This is a genomic window from Bradyrhizobium sp. USDA 4461, from assembly GCF_054055655.1.
In genome coordinates, this window is sequence record NZ_JBSRXM010000001.1 from 714626 (window position 1) to 733304 (window position 18679).

Genomic DNA, 18679 nt, shown 5'->3' on the forward strand with positions numbered 1-18679 from the left:
TCAACGCTCCCGCGCCAGGCGCGGATCGAGCAGATCGCGCAAGCCATCGCCGAGCAGATTGAGCCCGAGCACCGCGATCGCGATCGCAGCACCGGGATAGACCGCGAGCATCGGCGACTGGAACAGCAGCGTCTGCGCATCGTTGAGCATGCGGCCCCAGGAAGGCTGCGGCGGCTGGGTGCCGAGCCCGAGATAGGACAGAGCGGCCTCGGCGAGGATCGCGAGCGCGAACTGGATCGTCGCCTGCACGATCAGGATCGACAGGATGTTCGGCAGCACGTGCTCGACGGTGATCCGGAACGAGCCCTTGCCCGCGGCGCGCGCTGCCAGCACGAATTCGCGAGCCCAGATCGCATTGGCCGAGCCGCGGGTAACGCGGATGAAGGTCGGGATCTGGAAGATGCCGATCGCAGTGATCGAGGTCAGCATGCCGGGACCGGCGACGGCGGCCAGCATGATCGCCGACAGCACCGCGGGAAACGCGAAGGTGAAGTCGCTCAGCCGCATGATGAGCTCCTCGGTCCAGCCCTTGCGGGCTGCTGCGATCAGGCCGAGGCAGACACCGAAGGTGAGGCCGATGCCAACGGCGATGACGCCGACCAGGATGGTGGAGCGCGCGCCGACCAAAAGCAGCGAGACGATATCGCGGCCGAGTGCATCGGTGCCGAGCCAGTGCGCCGCCGACGGCGGATGCAGTTTCGAGGCGACATCGATGTCGTAAGCCGACCACGGCGTCCAGACCAGCGACAACATCGCCGCACCGAGCACCAGCAGGCTGAGCACCGCGCCGAGCACGAAGCTGCGATGGCGCAGCGCGCGGCGCCAGAACCCGGTCGCGGGCCTCGCGCCCGGCACGATGGCCGGCGTGCCGGCGGATGCGGTCAGCGGCGCGCTCACAGGTTGGACACCTTGATGCGCGGATCGATCAAGGCGTAGAGCACATCGACCACGAAATTGACGATCACGACCATCGCCGCCAGCAGCATCACGCAGTTGCGTACCACGATCAAGTCGCGGTTGGCGATCGATTGGAAGATCAACCGGCCAAGACCCGGCAGGTAGAACACGTTCTCGATCACGATGGTGCCGGCCAACAGGTTGGCGAATTGCAGGCCCATCACCGTCATCACCGGGATCATGGCGTTGCGCAGCACGTGGCGCCACAGCACCTCGCGCTTGCCGAGCCCTTTGGCGCGTGCGGTACGCACGAAGTCTTCGCGCAGCACCTCAAGGACCGCCGAGCGCGTGACGCGGGCAAGGATCGCGGCCTGCACCACGGCAAGCGAGATCGCCGGCAGCAGCAGCGAGCGGATCCCCGGCCAGATGCCGTCATCCCAGCCGGCGAAGCCGCCGGCCGACAGCAATTGCAGCTTCACCGAGAACAGCAGGATCAGGAGGATCGCGAACCAGAAGTTCGGCAGCGCGATGCCGATCTGGGTGAGCGACATCACGCCGACGTCGCCGAGCTTGTTGTGGTTGGCGGCGGTGTAGATGCCCGCGGCAAGCGCCAGCACCACCGTAATCAGCATCGACATGATCGCGAGCGGGATCGTCAGCACCAGCCGCTCCGCGATCAGGCCGGCGACCGGCGTACCGTAGACATAGCTGTTGCCGAGGTCACCGATTGCCATGCCCTTGAGCCAGAGCAGATAGCGGACCGTCAACGGCTGGTCGAGCCCGAGCTTCACGGTGAGCGCGCGCACCGCATCCGGCGAGGCGTCGGCACCCATCAGCATCTGGGCGGCATTGCCGGGCAGCGCGTCGAGCACCAGGAAAATGATCAGCGAGGCCGCGAACAGCGTCGCCACCAGGGTCAGGATCCGCCGCAGGAAGAATACGCTCATGCGCGCCCGAGGAGTAAGGAACGAAGCGCAGGTTTCACCATGTTCGCGCGCGAATGCAAGCCCTTCGCCGCGCCGTTCACGACGCGACAGCCGGCCAACGGCCCAGCAAATCGCTCGCTTCTTCGAACAGCGCCGCGACACGCAGCAGTTCCGCATCGGCCCGGAAGCGGCCGACCAGATGCAGGCCGATCGGCAGGCCGTCGCGGCCGAAGCCTGCGGGGATACTGACTGCGGGATGTCCGGTCATGTTGAACAGCATGGTCCAGGGAAACCAGTGCGGCCGCACGCTGTCGAAGCTCTGCCCATCGATATCGATGCTGCCGAACAGATCCTGGTCGATCGGCAGCGCCGTGCGGGTCAGGGTCGGCATCGCCAGGAGGTCGCCGCGCGCGAGCAGCGACTGCACCCGGCGAAACAGCGCGGTGCGGTCGAACATTGCCTGCTGGTAATCGACACCGCTCACCTTGGCGGCAAGCGCGAGCTGTTTCAGGAAGGTTGGGCTGAGATCGTTGGGATGATCGGCCGCCAGTGTCTCGAACCGGGTGCGCCAGACGGTGTGATTGATGGCGCGCCAGATCGGCTCGATGTCAAAGCCCTCGCCGGAGAACTCCTCGAGCTCGGCGCCGAGGCCGGCCAGCCGGTCGAGGCTCGACCGGAACGCTGCTGCGACATCCGCGGTCACCGGCCGCCCCGGCGGCGACAGGCAGAACAGCACCCGCCTGCCGCGGAGATCGCCGCGCGGCGCGGCAACGGCGAGATAGGCGGGCACCGACACGCCGATCGACCAGGGATCGGACGGATCCTCGCCCGCCATCGCCTGCATCATCAGCGCGGTGTCGGCGACGGTGCGCGTGGTCGGCGTGACATAGGTCTGGTTGCCGAAGGCATCCTGCACCTGGCTGTGCGGAATCACGCCGTTGCTCTGCTTGATCCCGACCACGCCATTGCAGGCCGCGGGAATCCGGGTCGAGCCGCCGCCGTCGGTCGCAACCGCCAGCGGCGCGATGCCGCTTGCGACCGCGACCGCCGCGCCGCCGCTGGAGCCGCCGCTCGAGCGCTCGGCGCTCCACGCATTGCGGGTGCGGCCGAACAGCGGCGAGTCGGTCAGGCACTTGCTGCCGAACTCCGGCGTCGTGGTCTTGCCGATCAATATGCCGCCCTGCGCACGAAGCCTGGCCACCGCCACGGCATCATGGTCCGGCACGTTGTCCTTGTACGGCACCGCGCCGAACGTCGTGCGCACGCCGCTGGTGCTGACGATGTCCTTCACGGTGAAGGGGATGCCGTGCAGCAGACCGAGTGGCTCGCCGGCCATGACCTGACGCTCGGCGATTTTGGCTTGCGCCATCGCTTCGTCGCCGCACAGCGTGATGAAGCAGTTCAGTTCGGGCTGCAGCCGCTCGGCACGGGCCAGCACCGCAGCCGTGACCTCGACGGGAGACACGTCCTTGCGGGCGATCCGGGCGCGAAGTTCAACGGCTGATAGCAGGCACAGGTCGTCGCTCATTCCGGCACGGGCTCGCATCGGTCTTCGATGACGACATCGTGCCGTGCCTCGTGGAGCAAGTCCATCGCTCCGGGCGCATGGCTTACCAGGTGCCTGCGGGCAACTCCCGGCTGCGCGGCGGATCGGCGCCGGCGCGGGTGCAGGTGAAGGCGGCGCATGTGCAGGCGAAGGACAGCGCGCGGGTGAGCTCGGCCGCGGAGACCTCGCGCAGCCGCTGCCGCGCGATCCGGTCCAGCCGATGCAACGCTGCGAGCAGCGCCGCCTGAAAGCTGTCCCCGGCACCGATCGTATCCACGACCGTCACCACCGGTGCCTTGACCTCAAGCGATCCTGCCTCGCGATGCCAAGCCAAGGCGCCATCATTGCCGCGCGTGATGACGACGAGCGATGCGCCACCCGACAGCAGCGCCTCGGCCCGTGCCGCATAGGTCTCATCACTGAAGAGGTACGCAAAATCGACGTCGGACATTTTCACGATGTCCGCCTTGCCGCAGAACGCCAGCATGCGTGTGCGATAGGCGCCCTTATCCTTGACCAAATTCGGCCGGCAGTTCGGATCGAGCGCAATCGTCACATTGGAATGCGCGTCGTCGATGAAGGCCAGCGTCTCGGCCGCTCCCTTGTCATGGACCAGCGTGGTCGAGCCGGTGTGGACGCACGTCACGCCGTCAAGCGCGACCGTCTCGCGCCGGTAGGTCCAGTTCCGGGATGCGGTGTCAGCATCATAGAAGGCGTATTGCGTCTCGGTTCCTGTCACACGAGCAAATGCCAGCGTCGCCTGTTGATCACTGCGTACCGCGCGGTCGAGATCGACACCTGACGCCGTGGCGTGATCGGCGATCATCCGGCCGAACGTGTCGGTCGAGATGCCGCCGACAAAGCCGGTGGGAACGTCGAGCCGGGCGCTGCCGATTGCGATGTTGAGGCAGGATCCGCCGACCGCGGGCGTCAGGGCCTCGCGTCCATCCGCCGTCCGCGACGGCAGGAAATCGATCAGCGCATCTCCGCAACTCAGCAGCATAGAACAAACACCTTAAGTCGGCGCCTCGCCGGGCGCCTGCTTCATCGCCTCGCGGCTGTCGTGATCGAGCTGCCGCAGCATCCTGTGCACGCCGCGCTTCCGGCGGTGGAAATCGGCAAGCTCGGGCTTGGTCGGTTCGCTCAGCCGCCCGAGCGCCGACATGCCGGCCATCGCCGCGTTGATCGAATTATGCGCGCCGCTGGCGACCGCGCCCAGCATCGCGGCGCCGAGCAATACGGGTTCTTGGGTTTGCGGCAACGCCACCGTGTAGCCCGTCGTGTCGGCCATGATCTGGCGGACCAATGGACTGCGGCTGGCGCCGCCGCCGATCACGATGGTCTTGCCGTCGACGCCATGGGCCTGCAAGGCCTCGATGACGTCGGCAAGGCCATAGGCCAGCCCGCACAGGCCGGCGACGAACAGCCGCTCCAGCGCCGACACGTCGGCGTCGAGATCGAGCCCCGCGATCACCGCGCGCGAGCCCGGATCGGCATAGGGCGAGCGGTTGCCGAGGAATTCCGGCAGCACGTGAACGTTGCGCGCGAGCAGCGCGGCCGCGCCGGCGCTGCCGCTGCGCGCCAGAATGCGCTTCTCGAGGTATTCGATGACGTCGACGCCATCGGTCTTGGCCGCGGCCGAGACCTCGGCATGCGCCGGGTGCGACTTGAGCAGATGATCGATCGCGGCGCCGGCGGCGGACTGGCCGCCCTCGTTCAGCCAGAAGCCCGGCACCATGCCTTCGAAATACGGGCCCCAGACGCCGGGCACGAAGCAGGGCTCGACGGTGGTCGCCATGATGCAGGCCGACGTTCCCATGATGTAGGCCAGCCGCTGGCAGACATCGACCTCGGCGCCCGAACCATCACGCCCGCCGATCGCGCCGACGCCGCCGGCATGGGCATCGATCAGCGAGGCGCCGACCGCTGTCCCCGGCATCAGGGCGAGATCGCGCGCGGCATCCTCGGACAGCCCGCGGCCGAGTGGCGAGCCGGGCGGCACGATCTCGTTGCCGATGCGGGCAAAGCGATCAGCGGCGAGCGCATCGAGCCCGACGCGCTGGAGGAAGGGCTCGCTCCAGCCGCCATCGCCCGCGACATAGGTCCATTTGCAGGTGACCGTGCAGGTCGAGCGCGCCAGCGAGCCACTGGCGCGGAACGAGAGATAGTCGGCGAGATCAAAGAAGTGCCCAGCGGCGTCGAAGGTCGCCGGCAGATGCCGCTTCAGCCAGAGGATCTTCGGGATCTCCATCTCCGGCGAGATGGCGCCGCCGACATAGCGCAACACCTTGTCGCCGGTCGCGTTGACGAATTCGGTCTCGTCCATCGCGCGGTGATCCATCCAGACCACGACATTGCGCGCGGGATCGCCGGACGGGCTGACGGTCAGCGGCCGGCCTGCCCGATCGAGCACGACCAGCGAGCAGGTCGCGTCAAATCCGATGCCCTTGACGTGTTCGGCTGCAACCGCGGCCTCCTGCATCGCACTACGGACGGAGGCGACGCAGGCCACCCAGATGTCATCGGAGGATTGCTCGACGATATCGCCACCCTCGTGCCAGACCCGGATCGGATGCCGGGCCGAGCCCAACAGCTTGCCGGCCTCGTCGAAGACGCCGGCGCGGGCGCTGGTGCTTCCGACGTCCACCCCGATATAAGCTTGCCGCATGTCCGCTCCGTCGGAGCGTGACGACGTGTCTTCGAAACGTCATCGCGCCCTTACTTCTGTGTCAGCATGATCCGGAAAACCGGTCCCCACTTTTCCGGATCATGCGTCGGCGCGAGCCTACCAGCAAGTGTAACCGCCATCGACCAGGACGATGCTTCCGGTCATCAGGCTCGCCGCCTCGGAGGCCAGGAACAGGACCACGGAGGCGATCTCGTCGACCTGCCCCATCCGGGCCATCGGAGTTCCACCGATCCAGGCGTCGTACATTTTGGGGCTGTTCTTCACAAAGGCATTCAGCGGCGTCTCGATATAGGTCGGCGCCACCGCGTTGACGCGGACCCCGCGGGCGCCCCATTCGGCCGCGAGCGATTTGGTGAGATGGTGCACCGCGGCCTTGGAGGCATTGTAGAAGCACTGCTCCTGCGGCTTGTTGACGATGAAGCCGGACATCGAGCCGACATTGACGATGGTGCCGGATTTGGCCTTCAGCATGTGATTGCCGAAGGCGCGGCAGCACCAGAAGGTGCCGTTGAGGTTCACGTCGATGACGTTGAGCCAGTGCTCGTCGGTTACGGTCTCGGCCGGCGTCTCGCTGCGGGCGATGCCGGCATTGTTGACCAGGATGTCGACCTTGCCATATTTGCGCACCAGTTCGTCGGCGACCGCGGCGACGCGGCCGGAATCCGTCACATCCATCAGCGCGATATCGGCGTCAAAACCCTTCGCCTTCAGCGCCGCCTGCGCGTCATTGGCAACCTTGGCGTCGCGGTCGCCGATGATGACCTTGGCGCCGGCTTCCGCCAGTGCTTCGGCGCAGGCGAGCCCGATGCCCTGACCGGCGCCGGTGATGATGGCGGTCTTGCCGCCGAGCTTGAATTTCTCGAGATACATTTTCTTCTTCCTTTGCCTAGAGCCCGCATGTCGCGGGTGTGCCGCCCCGGCCAGAGCGAGATCGACGGCGGAGATCGTCCGTGCTTCTTTTTTTGGGCATGATCTGTTCGGAAAACCGCTTCATATTTTTCGCTGACGCGGCCCTCCGGGTCCGGATCATGCCCTAGGCGCGGATCGATTTACCGCTGTCGTCGAAACGATGGATGCGCGCCGGATCCGGGATCAGCGACACCTTGTCGCCCGGATGCAGGTCGAGCTCGCCGACATAGCGCGCGGTCAGCATGCCCTGCGGCCCGGCATCGACATAGAGGAAGGTGTCGCTGCCGAGATGCTCGGCGACCGAGACGGTGCCGTGCCAGCCGCCCTGCCCGTCGCGCTCGACCTTCAGATGCTCGGGCCGCACGCCAATGGTGGTCGCGCCCTGCTGCTTGGCGAGGTCGCCGGTGACGAAGTTCATCTTCGGCGAGCCGATGAAACCGGCGACAAATAAATTTGCCGGCTTCTCATAGAGCTCAAGCGGCGAGCCGTATTGCTCGATCTTGCCGCCGTTCAGCACCACGATCTTGTCGGCCATGGTCATCGCCTCGACCTGGTCGTGGGTGACGTAGATCGCCGTGGTGCCGAGCTGTTTCTGCAAGCGCGTCACCTCGAGCCGCATCTGCACCCGCAGCGCGGCGTCGAGGTTCGACAGCGGCTCGTCGAACAGGAACGCCTTCGGCTCGCGCACGATCGCGCGCCCGATCGCGACGCGCTGGCGCTGGCCGCCGGACAGTTCACGCGGCTTGCGCTCGAGATAGGGCGTCAGGTTGAGCGTGGCCGCGGCGGCCTCGACCTTGCGGTTGATCTCGTCCTTGGCGATGCCCGCCATCTTCAGGCCGAATGCGATGTTGCCGCGCACGCTCATATGCGGATAGAGCGCGTAGGACTGGAACACCATCGACAGCCCGCGCTTGGCCGGCGGCACGTCGACCACATTGCGGCCGTCGATCAGGATGGCGCCGCCGGTGACGTCCTCCAGCCCCGCGATCAGCCGCAGCAACGTTGTCTTGCCGCAGCCGGACGGACCGACGAACACGACGAAGGAGCCGTCGGCGATGTCAAGGTCGGCGCCCTTGATGATGTGGACCGGCCCGAATGATTTTTGCACACCCTGCAGCGTAATCTGACCCATGGAAAAGCCTTTCTGCTACTTGACCGCGCCGAAGGTCAGGCCGCGGACGAGCTGCCGCTGACTGAACCAGCCGAGCACGAGAATGGGCGCGATCGCGAGCGTCGACGCCGCCGACAGTTTCGCCCAGAACAATCCTTCGGGGCTCGAATAGGATGCGATGAACACGGTGAGCGGCGCGGCCTCGAGCGTCGACAGATTGAGGGTCCAGAACGCCTCGTTCCAGGCCAGGATCAGGTTGAGCAGCAGCGTCGAGGCCAGGCCCGGCACGGCCATCGGCGTCAGCACGTAGATCAGCTCGCGCCCGATCGTGGCGCCGTCCATCCGCGCCGCCTCGAGGATGTCCTTCGGGATCTCCTTGAAATAGGTGAACAGCATCCAGATCACGATCGGCAGGTTGCCGAGGCACAGGATGAAGACCAGGCCGGTGCGGGTGTCGAGCAGGCCGACGGAGCGGAAGATCAGGTAGATCGGCACCAGCACGCCGACCGGCGGCATCATCTTGGTGGAGAGCATCCAGAGCAGCACGTCCTTGGTGCGCTTGGTCGGCGAGAACGCCATCGACCACGCCGCCGGGATCGCGATCAGCATCGCGATCAAGGTCGAACCGCCGGCGATGATGATCGAGTTGAGCGCGTGGTGGAAATAATCGCTGCGCTCCTGCACGGTGACGTAGTTCTCCGTGGTCCAGTGGAAGAACAGGAATGACGGCGGGATCGCAAACGCCTCGAGCTCGGTCTTGAAGCTCGCCAGCACCATCCAGAGGATCGGGAAGAAGATCAGGAAGCCGACCAGCCAGGCCGCCGCCGTCGAGATCACCTTGCGTCGTGTCGTGACCATCCGTGCCATGACGTTACGCCTCCAGATTCCGGCCGACGATACGAACGAGGAAGAACGCGACGATGTTGGCGAGCACCACCGCAACCAGACCGCCCGCCGAGGCGCTGCCGACGTCGTACTGGATCAGCGCCTGCGAATAGATCAGGAAGGCGATGTTGGTGGTCTGCAGGCCGGGGCCGCCGCCGGTGGTGACGAATATCTCCGCGAACACCGTGAGCAGGAAGATGGTCTCGATCAGGATCACCACGGTGATCGGGCGCGCCAGGTGCGGCAGTGTGATGTAGATGAAGGTCGAGATCGCGCTTGCGCCGTCCATCTCGGCCGCCTCCTTCTGCTCCTCGTCGAGCGATTGCAGCGCGGTCAGGAGGATCAGGGTCGCGAACGGCAGCCACTGCCAGGAGATGATCAGGATCACCGAGAACAGCGGCGCGTCGTTGAACCAGTCGATCGCCGGCAGGCCGAACAGATGCGCGATCCAGGCGAACAGGCCGGACACCGGATGCATCAGCAGGTTCTTCCAGACCAGCGCGCTCACCGTCGGCATCACGAAGAACGGCGCGATCACCATCAGGCGGACGATCGAGAGCCCGACCACCTGCTGGTCGAGCAATAGCGCCAGCGGCACGCCGAAGACGATCGTGATCGCGAGCACCGAGCCGACCAGCACCAGCGTGTTCTGCAGCGAGGCGAGGAACGCCGGATCGGTCAGGAAGTAGCGGAAGTTCTCCAGCCCGACGAAGGATTCGGAGCCCGGATCGAGCAGATTGTAATGCAGGGTCGCGAAATAGATCGTGAGCGCCAGCGGCACGATCATCCAGATGAACAGCAGCGCCACCGCGGGCGTGAGCAGCGTGCGTGCGAGCAGTTGGGTCTGCTGGGTCGCCATCCCCGCCTCCTTCTCTAAGGAAAGGAGCGACCATCCCGCTGCGGGACAGGATGGTCGCAAGTGATCCAGCTCGGGAGGTCTAAGCTGGTCGGCGGCCAGGGCGTTTTGACACGCCCTGGCGATCGGATCGCGTGGACTACTTGATGTAGCCTGCGCGCTTCATCTCGCGCTCGGTGGCGGACTGCGCAGCTGACAGCGCAGCATCGACTGTGGTCGAGCCGGACAGCGCGGCCGAGAATTGCTGGCCGACCTGGGTGCCGATGCCCTGGAATTCGGGGATCGCCGCATACTGCACGCCGACATAGGGCACCGGCTTCACGGTCGGGTGGCTCGGATCAGCCGCATCGATTGAGGCCAAGGTCATCTTGGCGAACGGCGCCGCCTTCAGATATTCGGGATTCTGGTACAGCGAGGTCCGTGTTCCCGGAGGCACGTTGGACCAGCCTTCCTTGGACGCGACGAGCTTGGAATAATCCTTGCTGGTCGCCCAGGCGATGAACTTCTCGGCCGCTTCAACCTTCTTCGAGCCGGCGGGGATCGCCAGGCTCCACGCCCACAGCCAATTGGCGTTCTTGCCAAGACCGGTGTTCGGCGCCAGCGCAAAGCCGACCTTGCCAGCGACCGTGGACTGCGCCGGGTTGGTCACGAACGACGCCGCCACCGTGGCGTCGATCCACATCGCGCATTTGCCGGCGTTGAACAAAGCGAGGTTCTCGTTGAAGCCGTTCGAGGAGGCGCCGGGAGGGCCGGCCTGCTTCATCAGGTCGACATAGGTCGTGAGCGTCTTCTTCCATTCCGGCGAATTGAACTGCGGCTCCCACTTCTCGTCGAACCAGCGCGCGCCGAACGAATTGGACATCGCGGTCAGGAACGCCATGTTCTCGCCCCAGCCGGCCTTGCCGCGCAGGCAGATGCCATAGACGCCGGCCGACTTGTCGGTCAGCTTCTTGGCGGCGTCGATGACGAAGTCCCAGGTCGGGCTCTCCGGCATCTTCAGGCCGACCTTGTCGAACAGGTCGGTGCGGTACATCACCATCGAGCTCTCGCCGTAGAACGGCGCGGCATAGAGCTTGCCGTCGACCGAGACCGCGTCCCTGATCTTCGGCAGCAGGTCATTGACGTCGTAATCGGCGCCGAGCTTGTCGAGCGGCACCAGCCAGCTCTTCTTGGCCCAGATCGGCACCTCATAGGTGCCGATGGTGAGCACGTCGAACTGGCCGCCCTTGGTGGCGATATCGGTGGTCACGCGCTGGCGCAGCACGTTTTCCTCGAGCGTCACCCATTTCACGGTGATGTCGGGATTCTTCGCGGTGAATTCGCTGGTGAGCCCCTGCATGCGGATCATGTCGCCATTGTTGACGGTCGCAACCGTCAGCGTGGTCTGGGCGATCGAGGGGGCAGAGATCAAAAGACTGGCCGCGCCCGCAACGGCGCAAAGGACGTTTTTCAAGGTGACCTCCCTTATGCCACGTTGAGCATATGCCCACGTGTTGAGCGTATGTTCATCCTGTCGCCAAATTTTGTCAAGCGCGCGGCTGCGCCGTCCCGCACGATTGCGGGTTCCGCGGCACGCTGGAATGGAGTTTTTGCAGGAGCGAAGAGAGCGATTGGTGACCGCGACGGGACTGCGCCCCCTCGCCCCGTTCTTACGGGGAGAGGGCTGGGGTGAGGGGCTTTCTCCGCGCATACGAAAGCAGACGAGTACGTGGAGAGTCCCCCTCACCCGGAATGCCATCTGGCGATGCATTCCGACCGCAAGCGGGGCGAGGTGAAGCGGCGCGCTGCTCGACTCGAACTATCCAGCCCTAGCGATCCAGCACCGCGCGCGCCGTGGCCTCATCGGTGATCAGGCCGTTGATCACCCGGCCCGCCAGTGCGGCCTTGATCGACGGCACCTTGGCGATGCCGACGGCGGCCGCGATCGTGGTCGAGACCGCAGGGATCTGCGGCGGAATGCTGGTCAGCCGCTTGTTGGTGCCACCCTTGATCAGGCGGCCCTTGGCGTCATAGGCCCAGCCGGTCACCTCACCGACCGCGCCGAGCCGCATCATCTCCAAGAGCTCCTCGCGGGTGACGAAGCCGTCGACATGGACCTGGGCCTTCTGGTCCATCTGGCCTATCCCGATCAGCCTGAGATCGGCCTTGGCGGCGACCGCCCTCACCCGCGCGATCGGGTCGATGCGCACCATGCGGTTGCGCTCGTCCTCGCTCGACATCAGGAACGGCAGCGGCATCGGGTAATGTCGTGCGCCGGTGCGGTCGGCAAGCCGACCCACCGTGTCGTAAAAGCTCGCCGAGCCGTCGGCGGAGATGTTGCCCACCAGCGAGACGATCTGGTGGTCGGGCCGCTCGATCGGCGAGACCCGCTCGACCGCGGCGCGCACCGCGCGGCCGGTGCCGAGCGCAACGATGACCGGCGTCACCGAGCGCAGCGTCGTCTCCAGCAGATTGGCGCTGCGCTCAGCAATCCCCGCATTCGACAGCGGCGCCGCCGGGTCGGTCGGCACCACGTCGCAATGCACTAGGTCGAACCGCGCCTTCAGCCGCGAGGCGAGCTCCATGCAGGCCGCAATGGGATGTTCGAGACGAAACGTGATCAGCCGCTCGGCCAAACACAGCGACACCAGGCGCTGCGCCGAGGCACGCGACACCTGAAGCATCTTTGCAATTTCATCCTGGGTGTGGCCGGCGATGAAATACAGCCAGCCGGCGCGCGCCGCGTCGTCGAGGCGAGACTTTTCGTTGTCGGGCGCAGCCATCGTCCGTGTCAGCCTTTGATCCAGAAATCCGTCATCGCGGCGAAGATTCGATCCGCTCCGGCCTGCCGCAGCAGAGCATTGCCGTCCGCCGACCGATAGTGGGTGCCGCCGACGAATCCCCACACTTTCATGCCCGCGGCCTTCGCCGCGGTCACCCCGCTGACGCTGTCCTCGATCACAAGCGTGCGGCCGGGGTCGGCGCCCATTGCGCTCGCCGCATGCAGGAACAGATCCGGCGCCGGCTTGCCGTGCCTGACCATCTGCGCTGTGTAGAGCCGCGGCCCAAAGCTTGCGGCAAGACCAGTCAGCTCCAGCGAGTATTTCACCCGCGCGAGGTCACTCGACGAGGCGACGCAATACGGCAGCCGCAGTTGTGCGAGCACCGCCGCGACGCCCGCGATCGGCTTGAGCTGGGAGCTGAACGTCTCGCGGACCTGGACCGCCAGATCGGGTAGGAAATTCGCCGGCAACGGCTCGCCCACGTCACGGCAATACTCAAGCAGGGCGGAGGTGCTGCGCCCGAGAAAGAGTTCTAGCGCCCGCTCGGTGGTCATCGCGATGCCGGCCCGGACCATCGCCTCGGCGAGACAGCGGCAGCTCAATGCCTCGCTGTCGACGAGCACGCCGTCGCAGTCGAAGATGACCAGATCGGTGTCCGGGAGCCGCGGATCCATCCCGGCATGAGATCATATGCTCACGTCATGAGCAATAGATCACAGTTCCGTGGTGCGATGCCGCGCCTCAAATGGTCGCGGTGCACCGCCAACCACGCTGTGCGACAAGGCGAAATGCCGCATGACACACCTCTGATCGCGACTGTCGTCGCGGGCCTCGGATTGGCTTTCGTCTTCGGGACCATCGCCCAGCGCTTCCGGGTTCCGCCACTGGTCGGTTATCTGCTCGCGGGCGTCGCCGTCGGGCCATTCACGCCCGGCTTCGTCGCCGATCAGGCGCTGGCAACCGAGCTCGCGGAGCTCGGTATCATCCTGCTGATGTTCGGCGTCGGCCTGCATTTCTCGCTGAACGACCTGCTGTCGGTGCGCAAGATCGCGGTGCCCGGCGCGGTCGCGCAGATCACGGTCGCGACGCTGATGGGCCTCGCTCTCGCCTTGCTGATGGGCTGGACCGTCGGCGCCGGCCTGGTGTTCGGATTGGCATTGTCGGTCGCAAGTACCGTCGTGCTGTTGCGCGCGCTGCAGGAGCGCCGACTGATGGACACCGAGCGCGGCAAGATCGCGGTCGGCTGGCTGATCGTCGAGGACCTCGCGATGGTGCTGGCGCTGGTGCTGTTCCCGGCGGTGGCGAGCTTCCAGGGCGGCGGCGATGGTGCGGCGGTCACCTCCGACCCGCTTGCCGCCCGCTTCGGACTCGGCCTGACCGGCGTTCTGGTGCTGACGCTGATCAAGATCGCCTTGTTCATCGCGCTGATGCTGGTGGTCGGACGCCGACTGATCCCATGGGTGCTGCACTACATCGCGCATACCGGCTCGCGTGAGCTGTTCCGGCTGACGGTGCTCGCGATCGCGCTCTGCATCGCGTTCGGCGCGACCAAGCTGTTCGGGGTCTCGTTGGCGCTAGGCGCGTTCTTCGCCGGCATGATGCTGCGCGAATCGCCGCTGAGCCAGCGCGCCGCCCAGGAGACCTTGCCGCTGCGCGACGCCTTCGCGGTGCTGTTCTTCGTCTCCGTCGGCATGCTGTTCGATCCGCTCAGCGTGGTGCGCGAGCCCTGGCCGTTCGTCGCGACGCTGTTCGTCATCGTGGTCGGCAAGTCGCTCGCCGCCCTGTTGATCGTCGTGCTGTTCCGTCACCCGATGGCAACCGCCCTGATGATCTCGGCGAGCCTCGCCCAGATCGGCGAATTCTCCTTCATCCTCGCTGAGCTCGGCGTCGCGCTCAACCTGCTGCCGAAGGCGGGCCGCGATCTGATCCTGGCGGGCGCGATCTTCTCGATCATGCTCAACCCGCTGGTGTTCGCGGTGGTCGACTGGCTGACGTCGCGGCTGGAGCAGCCGCAGGCCGCCTCGCCGACCGCCGCAACCGCCGAGCCGATCCCGGTCACCAACTTGCAGAATCACACCATCCTGGTCGGCTACGGCCGGGTCGGCAGCATCGTCGGCGACGCCCTGCATCAGCGCAACGCGCCGTTCCTCGCGGTCGAGGCGTCCGACGACATGGTCGCAAAGCTCAAGCAGCGCGGCATCGAAGCCCTGATGGGCAACGCCGTGCGCGCCAGCGTACTGCGTGCGACCAATCCGGCCGGCGCGCGATCGCTGGTGATCGCGATCCCCGAAGCGTTCGAGGCCGGACAGATCGTCGAGCAGGCGCGCGCCGCCAATCCCGCGATCCAGATCATCGCGCGCGCGCATTCCGACGCGGAAGTCGATCACCTGAAAGGGCTCGGGGCCGACATCGTCATCATGGGCGAGCGCGAGATCGCTCGAGGCATGATCGAGGAGCTCGACCGGAGACATCCGGCTGTTGCCCCGCATCATGCGCAGGCGACCCGGGAAGATTCGGCAGCCTGACATAAGGACCGGTCGAAGGGGTGGGCCCGCGCCGTGCGCGGGATCAATGGAGATCAGGACATGGCATTCAAGAGCCCGCACGTTTCGCTGGTGTCGTTCTCGATCGAGATCGGCAAGGACGGCACCACCAATGCGATGCAGATCGAGACCGACTTGCATCTGAACACCCGCCATCCGGGCTACGACGCCGCCGCAGTGGAGCGGCTGGTGCGCGACGCGCAGGCCTATCTCGCCGGCAATGCCGACCAGATCACGCAGATCCGGCTGGTATCCACCCGCGGCGGTCAGACCTGAGAGACTCTTTGTTTGAGCATGATCTTTTCGGAAAACCGGCTTCCACTTTTCCGGATCATGCTCTAGCCGCCAAGGAACGCCGGCGCCAGATCTTCCTGCACGATGATGTTGGCCGCTTCCGTTGTCAGCTCGCTGCCGACCAGATCGAGATTCTTGGCAGCCTCGAACAGCATCGAGCGGACGTCGTCTTGTGTCAGCACGCCCTTCGCGATCAGCTTGCGCACCAGTGCCTGCAAGATCAGAACGTCGATCTCGCCATGGGCCAGCGGCATCGGCTTGTCCGTCATGATGGTCTCCCAGTTCGCGAGACAGCTAGCGCGGCGGTGACGCGATATCCCTGTGCAACTCTTCGAACGCACGGCGCAGCCCGTGCAACTGATCCACCAGATGCAGGATGACGTCGATCCCCTCGTCGTTGACGCCGAAATCGCCCTTTAGATCCCGGATCAGATGCGCACGCGCCACGTCGGCGGCGGAGAAGCTGATCTCCTGCGCGGTCTCCTCCGGAACCAGCCATTGCTGCTCGATCCAGAACTCCAGGGTCTGCACCTCGAGACCCGCATCGATGAGGAATTGCTGCTTGTTCATGATGCACCATCGTCGCGCGGATTGAACGCCTTGCGATCCCAGTTCGACACAAAGGCCTCGAGCGCCGGATCGGGTCCCTTGGGCAGGACCACTTTGAGCTTGACGAACTCATCGCCGTGTCCGCCGCCGACCTTGGGCGCGCCCTTGCCGCGCAACCGCATCGTGGTGCCGGTGTTGGAGCCCTTCGGCACCGTCATGGTCACGGCGCCGGTCGGCGTCGGAACGTTGACCTTGCCGCCGAGCACGGCCTCGGACAGCGAGATCGGCAACTCCAGCGAGATGTCGTCACCGTCGCGGGTGAAGCGCGGATCGGGGCGCACCTCGACCTCGATCAGCGCATCGCCGGGACCGCCCTTGCCGCTGCCCGGCATGCCCTTGCCGCGCAGGCGAATGATTTGTCCGTCGACGAGGCCCGCCGGGATCGTCACGTCGAGCGTGCCGCCATCGGGCAGCGTCAGGCGCTTGCTTGCGCCGGTGATCGATTCCGCGAAGTCGATCGCAAGGCTGTAATGCAGATCGCGGCCGCGCCGGTTGGCACGCGCCTGCTCGCTGCGCCGGAGCAGCTCGGCGAATGCGTCGTCCTGGTCCATATAGTCGGCGTAGCCGGAACTGTCGGCATAGGGATGGCCCTCGCCCGCGGTGGCGAAATCGCGATAGTAGCGATGCTGCGGCCGCTCGGTGCCATCAGCGTCGATCTCGCCGGCGTCGAAGCGCTTGCGCTTGTCGGGATCCGAGAGCAGATCGTTCGCCGCGGCGACTTCCTTGAATTTCTCTTCGGCCGCCTTGTCACCCGGATTGAGATCCGGATGCAGTTTCTTCGCGAGCTTGCGATAGGCCTTCTGGATATCGGCCGCAGATGCCGCGGGCGCAACGCCAAGAATCTCGTACGGATTTCTCACAACCTGCTCCGCAACACCGTGAGTGCACCTGCAGTCATGAGGGCGCAAAAGCAGGCGATTTGCAAGTGCGCTGACGCGCCGCCCGGCGCTGGGCGGCGCAGCACGCACATGTCACTGCCGCGTTAAGACGTATGTCCGGGATCCAGATAGTTCGGCATGTTCTTTTGCTGCTGCGGCGTCATCTTGGCGGTATCCGCCTTGCCGGGCACACCCCGCGGACCTAGCAGGGCGCGCTGCATATCATCCTCGCTGAGGCGAGGCTTTCCATCGTCAAGTTGTCCGCTGCCACCGTGACTCTGTGCCATGACCGACCTCCAGCGATAATCGCTTGCGCGCGGGCAGAGAAGATACCGCGCTCCGCCGGAACGGGCCAGCGGAGCGCGATCCGACCCTAATGCTCCGGCCGCTTCTCCTCTGCGGGATGAGGAGCGGCATGCGGCGGCGCCTGGACATGCGGTGCGGCCTGAACGTGCGGCTCCGGCCGTGCCGCCGGCTGCGGATGTGGCTCAGGGCGTGCAGCCGTTTCCGGCCGCGCTGCCGACCTTGCGGCAGGCTCCGGTCGGGGCTCGGCCCGCGGCTCTTCCTTGCGGACCTCCTCGGGTCGCTTCTCCTGCACGGCGGGATGCGCCGCTTCCGTTGCGGGACGCGGCTCGGCCTTCGGCTCGGCGGCAGGAGCTGCGCGCTTTTCCTCGACTGGCCTGTTCTCCTGAGCTGAAGGATGCGCCGCCGGAACTTCCTTGCCGGGAACCGGTAGCGCATGGGACTCAGTCGGCGCAGACCGCGGCTCGACCTTGGTCTCGGGCGCAGGCGCTGCGCGCTTCTCCTCGACCGCCGGTTTGTTCTCCTGAGCTTGCGGGTGCACCGCCGGAGCCTCCTTCCCGGGGACCGGAAGCGCGTGCGATTCAGCCGGTGCCGGTGCACCTGGAGCGCCCGGCCGCGCCGGCTCTGCGGGAGCCGGCTTTGCAGCGGTGGCAGGCACCGCCTCGCCGGCCGGCCGCGCGCGGACCACGCCTGGTCCCTTCAACTCGCCGGGCCGCGCCGTCGCGCCGACGGCCGGCACGCCGTTATTGGCACGCTTGAACAGGCTCGGATCCTGGCTCGCGGTCTCGACCTGCTTGCGCTGCAACGGCGTCGGCGCGAAGTGCTGCTCCTTGGCGACCGCGCGCTCGGCCGGGGTCGGCCGCACCTCGATGCCGCCGCGGCCGCCATTGTAGCTGACGTTGTTGATCGTGGTCTGATTGACCGTGACGTTCTTCTCGTAGACGTTGGTGATCCGCGCACCCCCGAGATTGTTCACGGTGCGATTGTAGAAGAAATTGCCGTGATCCCAGTGGCCGCCTTCATAGCCCGCACCGCCGTAGCCGAAGCCGTAATTGATGCCGCCGTAGAAGCCGACACGATCGCCCCAATAGCCCTGATGGAAGATGAAGCCGCCGCCGAACGCGCCCCAGTAGCCGGGAGTCCACAGCAGACCGACCCGCGGCGGCTGCACCCAGGTGCCGGGCACCCAGTAGTAATCGCCGCGATCTTCGTCCCACGACCAATTGCCCGGCGACCACATGTAGCCAGGACCGGGAATCGGCGGCTGATCGTAGGTCGGCAATGGCGGCGGCGCGGTCTCGACGGCGGAGACCGGCGCGCATGCCGCATCCTGCGCGATTGCCGGAACAGCTGTCGCTGAGAACAGCGCCGCGGCAATCGCTGCACACGACACGGTCGAAAGGAAACGAGTGGTCATTTGGAGCCTCTTCGATGAGCACGTTCAACGTGAGAACCGGAACAAAAGTTCCGC

Annotated in this window: 19 protein-coding genes; 2 read left to right on the forward strand and 17 right to left on the reverse strand. The window is 66.0% G+C overall.

Features of this window, described 5'->3' with window-relative positions:
• The 12 genes from ACVINW_RS03385 to ACVINW_RS03440 all read right to left on the reverse strand — a co-directional run bounded on the left by ACVINW_RS03385 (position 1) and on the right by ACVINW_RS03440 (position 13255).
• The gene (locus ACVINW_RS03385) at positions 1 to 897 is read right to left on the reverse strand and encodes an ABC transporter permease (RefSeq protein WP_456750001.1); all 897 of its coding nucleotides are present in this window, start codon (positions 895 to 897) and stop codon (positions 1 to 3) included.
• Complete coding sequence (locus tag ACVINW_RS03390; protein WP_456750002.1) at positions 894 to 1844, reverse strand: ABC transporter permease; 951 nt, start codon at positions 1842 to 1844, stop codon at positions 894 to 896. Before ACVINW_RS03390 ends, ACVINW_RS03385 begins: the two co-directional genes overlap by 4 nt.
• A 76-nt stretch (positions 1845 to 1920) precedes the next feature.
• On the reverse strand, positions 1921 to 3351 hold the full coding sequence (locus ACVINW_RS03395; RefSeq protein WP_456750003.1) for an amidase: 1431 nt from the start codon (positions 3349 to 3351) through the stop codon (positions 1921 to 1923).
• Positions 3352 to 3433: 82 nt separating this feature from the next.
• Positions 3434 to 4372 (reverse strand): carbohydrate kinase family protein, encoded by a 939-nt coding sequence (locus ACVINW_RS03400; RefSeq protein ID WP_456750004.1) that lies wholly within the window; start codon positions 4370 to 4372, stop codon positions 3434 to 3436.
• Between the two features lie 12 nt (positions 4373 to 4384).
• Positions 4385 to 6037 (reverse strand): FGGY-family carbohydrate kinase, encoded by a 1653-nt coding sequence (locus tag ACVINW_RS03405; protein ID WP_456750005.1) that lies wholly within the window; start codon positions 6035 to 6037, stop codon positions 4385 to 4387.
• Between the two features lie 117 nt (positions 6038 to 6154).
• Positions 6155 to 6928, reverse strand: a complete 774-nt coding sequence (locus ACVINW_RS03410; protein WP_456750006.1) for an SDR family NAD(P)-dependent oxidoreductase — start codon at positions 6926 to 6928, stop codon at positions 6155 to 6157.
• 163 nt (positions 6929 to 7091) lie between these two features.
• The gene (locus ACVINW_RS03415; RefSeq protein ID WP_456750007.1) at positions 7092 to 8099 is read right to left on the reverse strand and encodes an ABC transporter ATP-binding protein; all 1008 of its coding nucleotides are present in this window, start codon (positions 8097 to 8099) and stop codon (positions 7092 to 7094) included.
• Between the two features lie 15 nt (positions 8100 to 8114).
• Positions 8115 to 8945, reverse strand: a complete 831-nt coding sequence (locus tag ACVINW_RS03420) for a carbohydrate ABC transporter permease (RefSeq protein WP_456750008.1) — start codon at positions 8943 to 8945, stop codon at positions 8115 to 8117.
• 4 nt (positions 8946 to 8949) lie between these two features.
• Entirely contained in the window at positions 8950 to 9822 is an 873-nt protein-coding gene (locus ACVINW_RS03425; RefSeq protein WP_456750009.1) for a carbohydrate ABC transporter permease, read from the reverse strand.
• A 136-nt stretch (positions 9823 to 9958) separates the two neighbouring features.
• A complete protein-coding gene (locus tag ACVINW_RS03430) occupies positions 9959 to 11272 on the reverse strand; it encodes an ABC transporter substrate-binding protein (protein ID WP_456750010.1) in 1314 nt (437 codons plus the stop codon).
• A gap of 355 nt (positions 11273 to 11627) precedes the next feature.
• Complete coding sequence (locus ACVINW_RS03435) at positions 11628 to 12581, reverse strand: sugar-binding transcriptional regulator (protein ID WP_456750011.1); 954 nt, start codon at positions 12579 to 12581, stop codon at positions 11628 to 11630.
• Positions 12582 to 12589: 8 nt separating this feature from the next.
• Positions 12590 to 13255 (reverse strand): HAD family hydrolase, encoded by a 666-nt coding sequence (locus ACVINW_RS03440; protein ID WP_456750012.1) that lies wholly within the window; start codon positions 13253 to 13255, stop codon positions 12590 to 12592.
• Positions 13256 to 13369: 114 nt separating this feature from the next.
• On the opposite strand from ACVINW_RS03440, the gene ybaL reads away from it, so the two are divergent.
• A complete protein-coding gene (gene ybaL, locus ACVINW_RS03445) occupies positions 13370 to 15106 on the forward strand; it encodes a YbaL family putative K(+) efflux transporter (RefSeq protein WP_456750013.1) in 1737 nt (578 codons plus the stop codon).
• Positions 15107 to 15166: 60 nt separating this feature from the next.
• Positions 15167 to 15400 (forward strand): hypothetical protein, encoded by a 234-nt coding sequence (locus ACVINW_RS03450; protein ID WP_456750014.1) that lies wholly within the window; start codon positions 15167 to 15169, stop codon positions 15398 to 15400.
• Between the two features lie 62 nt (positions 15401 to 15462).
• Here the strand turns inward: ACVINW_RS03450 and ACVINW_RS03455 are convergent, their stop codons facing one another.
• The 5 genes from ACVINW_RS03455 to ACVINW_RS03475 all read right to left on the reverse strand — a co-directional run bounded on the left by ACVINW_RS03455 (position 15463) and on the right by ACVINW_RS03475 (position 18625).
• Positions 15463 to 15687, reverse strand: a complete 225-nt coding sequence (locus tag ACVINW_RS03455) for a hypothetical protein (RefSeq protein ID WP_456750015.1) — start codon at positions 15685 to 15687, stop codon at positions 15463 to 15465.
• Between the two features lie 25 nt (positions 15688 to 15712).
• Complete coding sequence (locus ACVINW_RS03460) at positions 15713 to 15988, reverse strand: chaperone modulator CbpM (RefSeq protein WP_456750016.1); 276 nt, start codon at positions 15986 to 15988, stop codon at positions 15713 to 15715.
• Positions 15985 to 16887 (reverse strand): DnaJ C-terminal domain-containing protein, encoded by a 903-nt coding sequence (locus ACVINW_RS03465; RefSeq protein WP_456750017.1) that lies wholly within the window; start codon positions 16885 to 16887, stop codon positions 15985 to 15987. Before ACVINW_RS03465 ends, ACVINW_RS03460 begins: the two co-directional genes overlap by 4 nt.
• A gap of 122 nt (positions 16888 to 17009) precedes the next feature.
• Positions 17010 to 17192: a hypothetical protein gene (locus tag ACVINW_RS03470; protein ID WP_456750018.1), complete on the reverse strand. Its 183-nt coding sequence runs from the start codon at positions 17190 to 17192 to the stop codon at positions 17010 to 17012.
• A gap of 86 nt (positions 17193 to 17278) precedes the next feature.
• The gene (locus ACVINW_RS03475; protein ID WP_456750019.1) at positions 17279 to 18625 is read right to left on the reverse strand and encodes a hypothetical protein; all 1347 of its coding nucleotides are present in this window, start codon (positions 18623 to 18625) and stop codon (positions 17279 to 17281) included.
• Positions 18626 to 18679 lie beyond the last annotated feature (54 nt).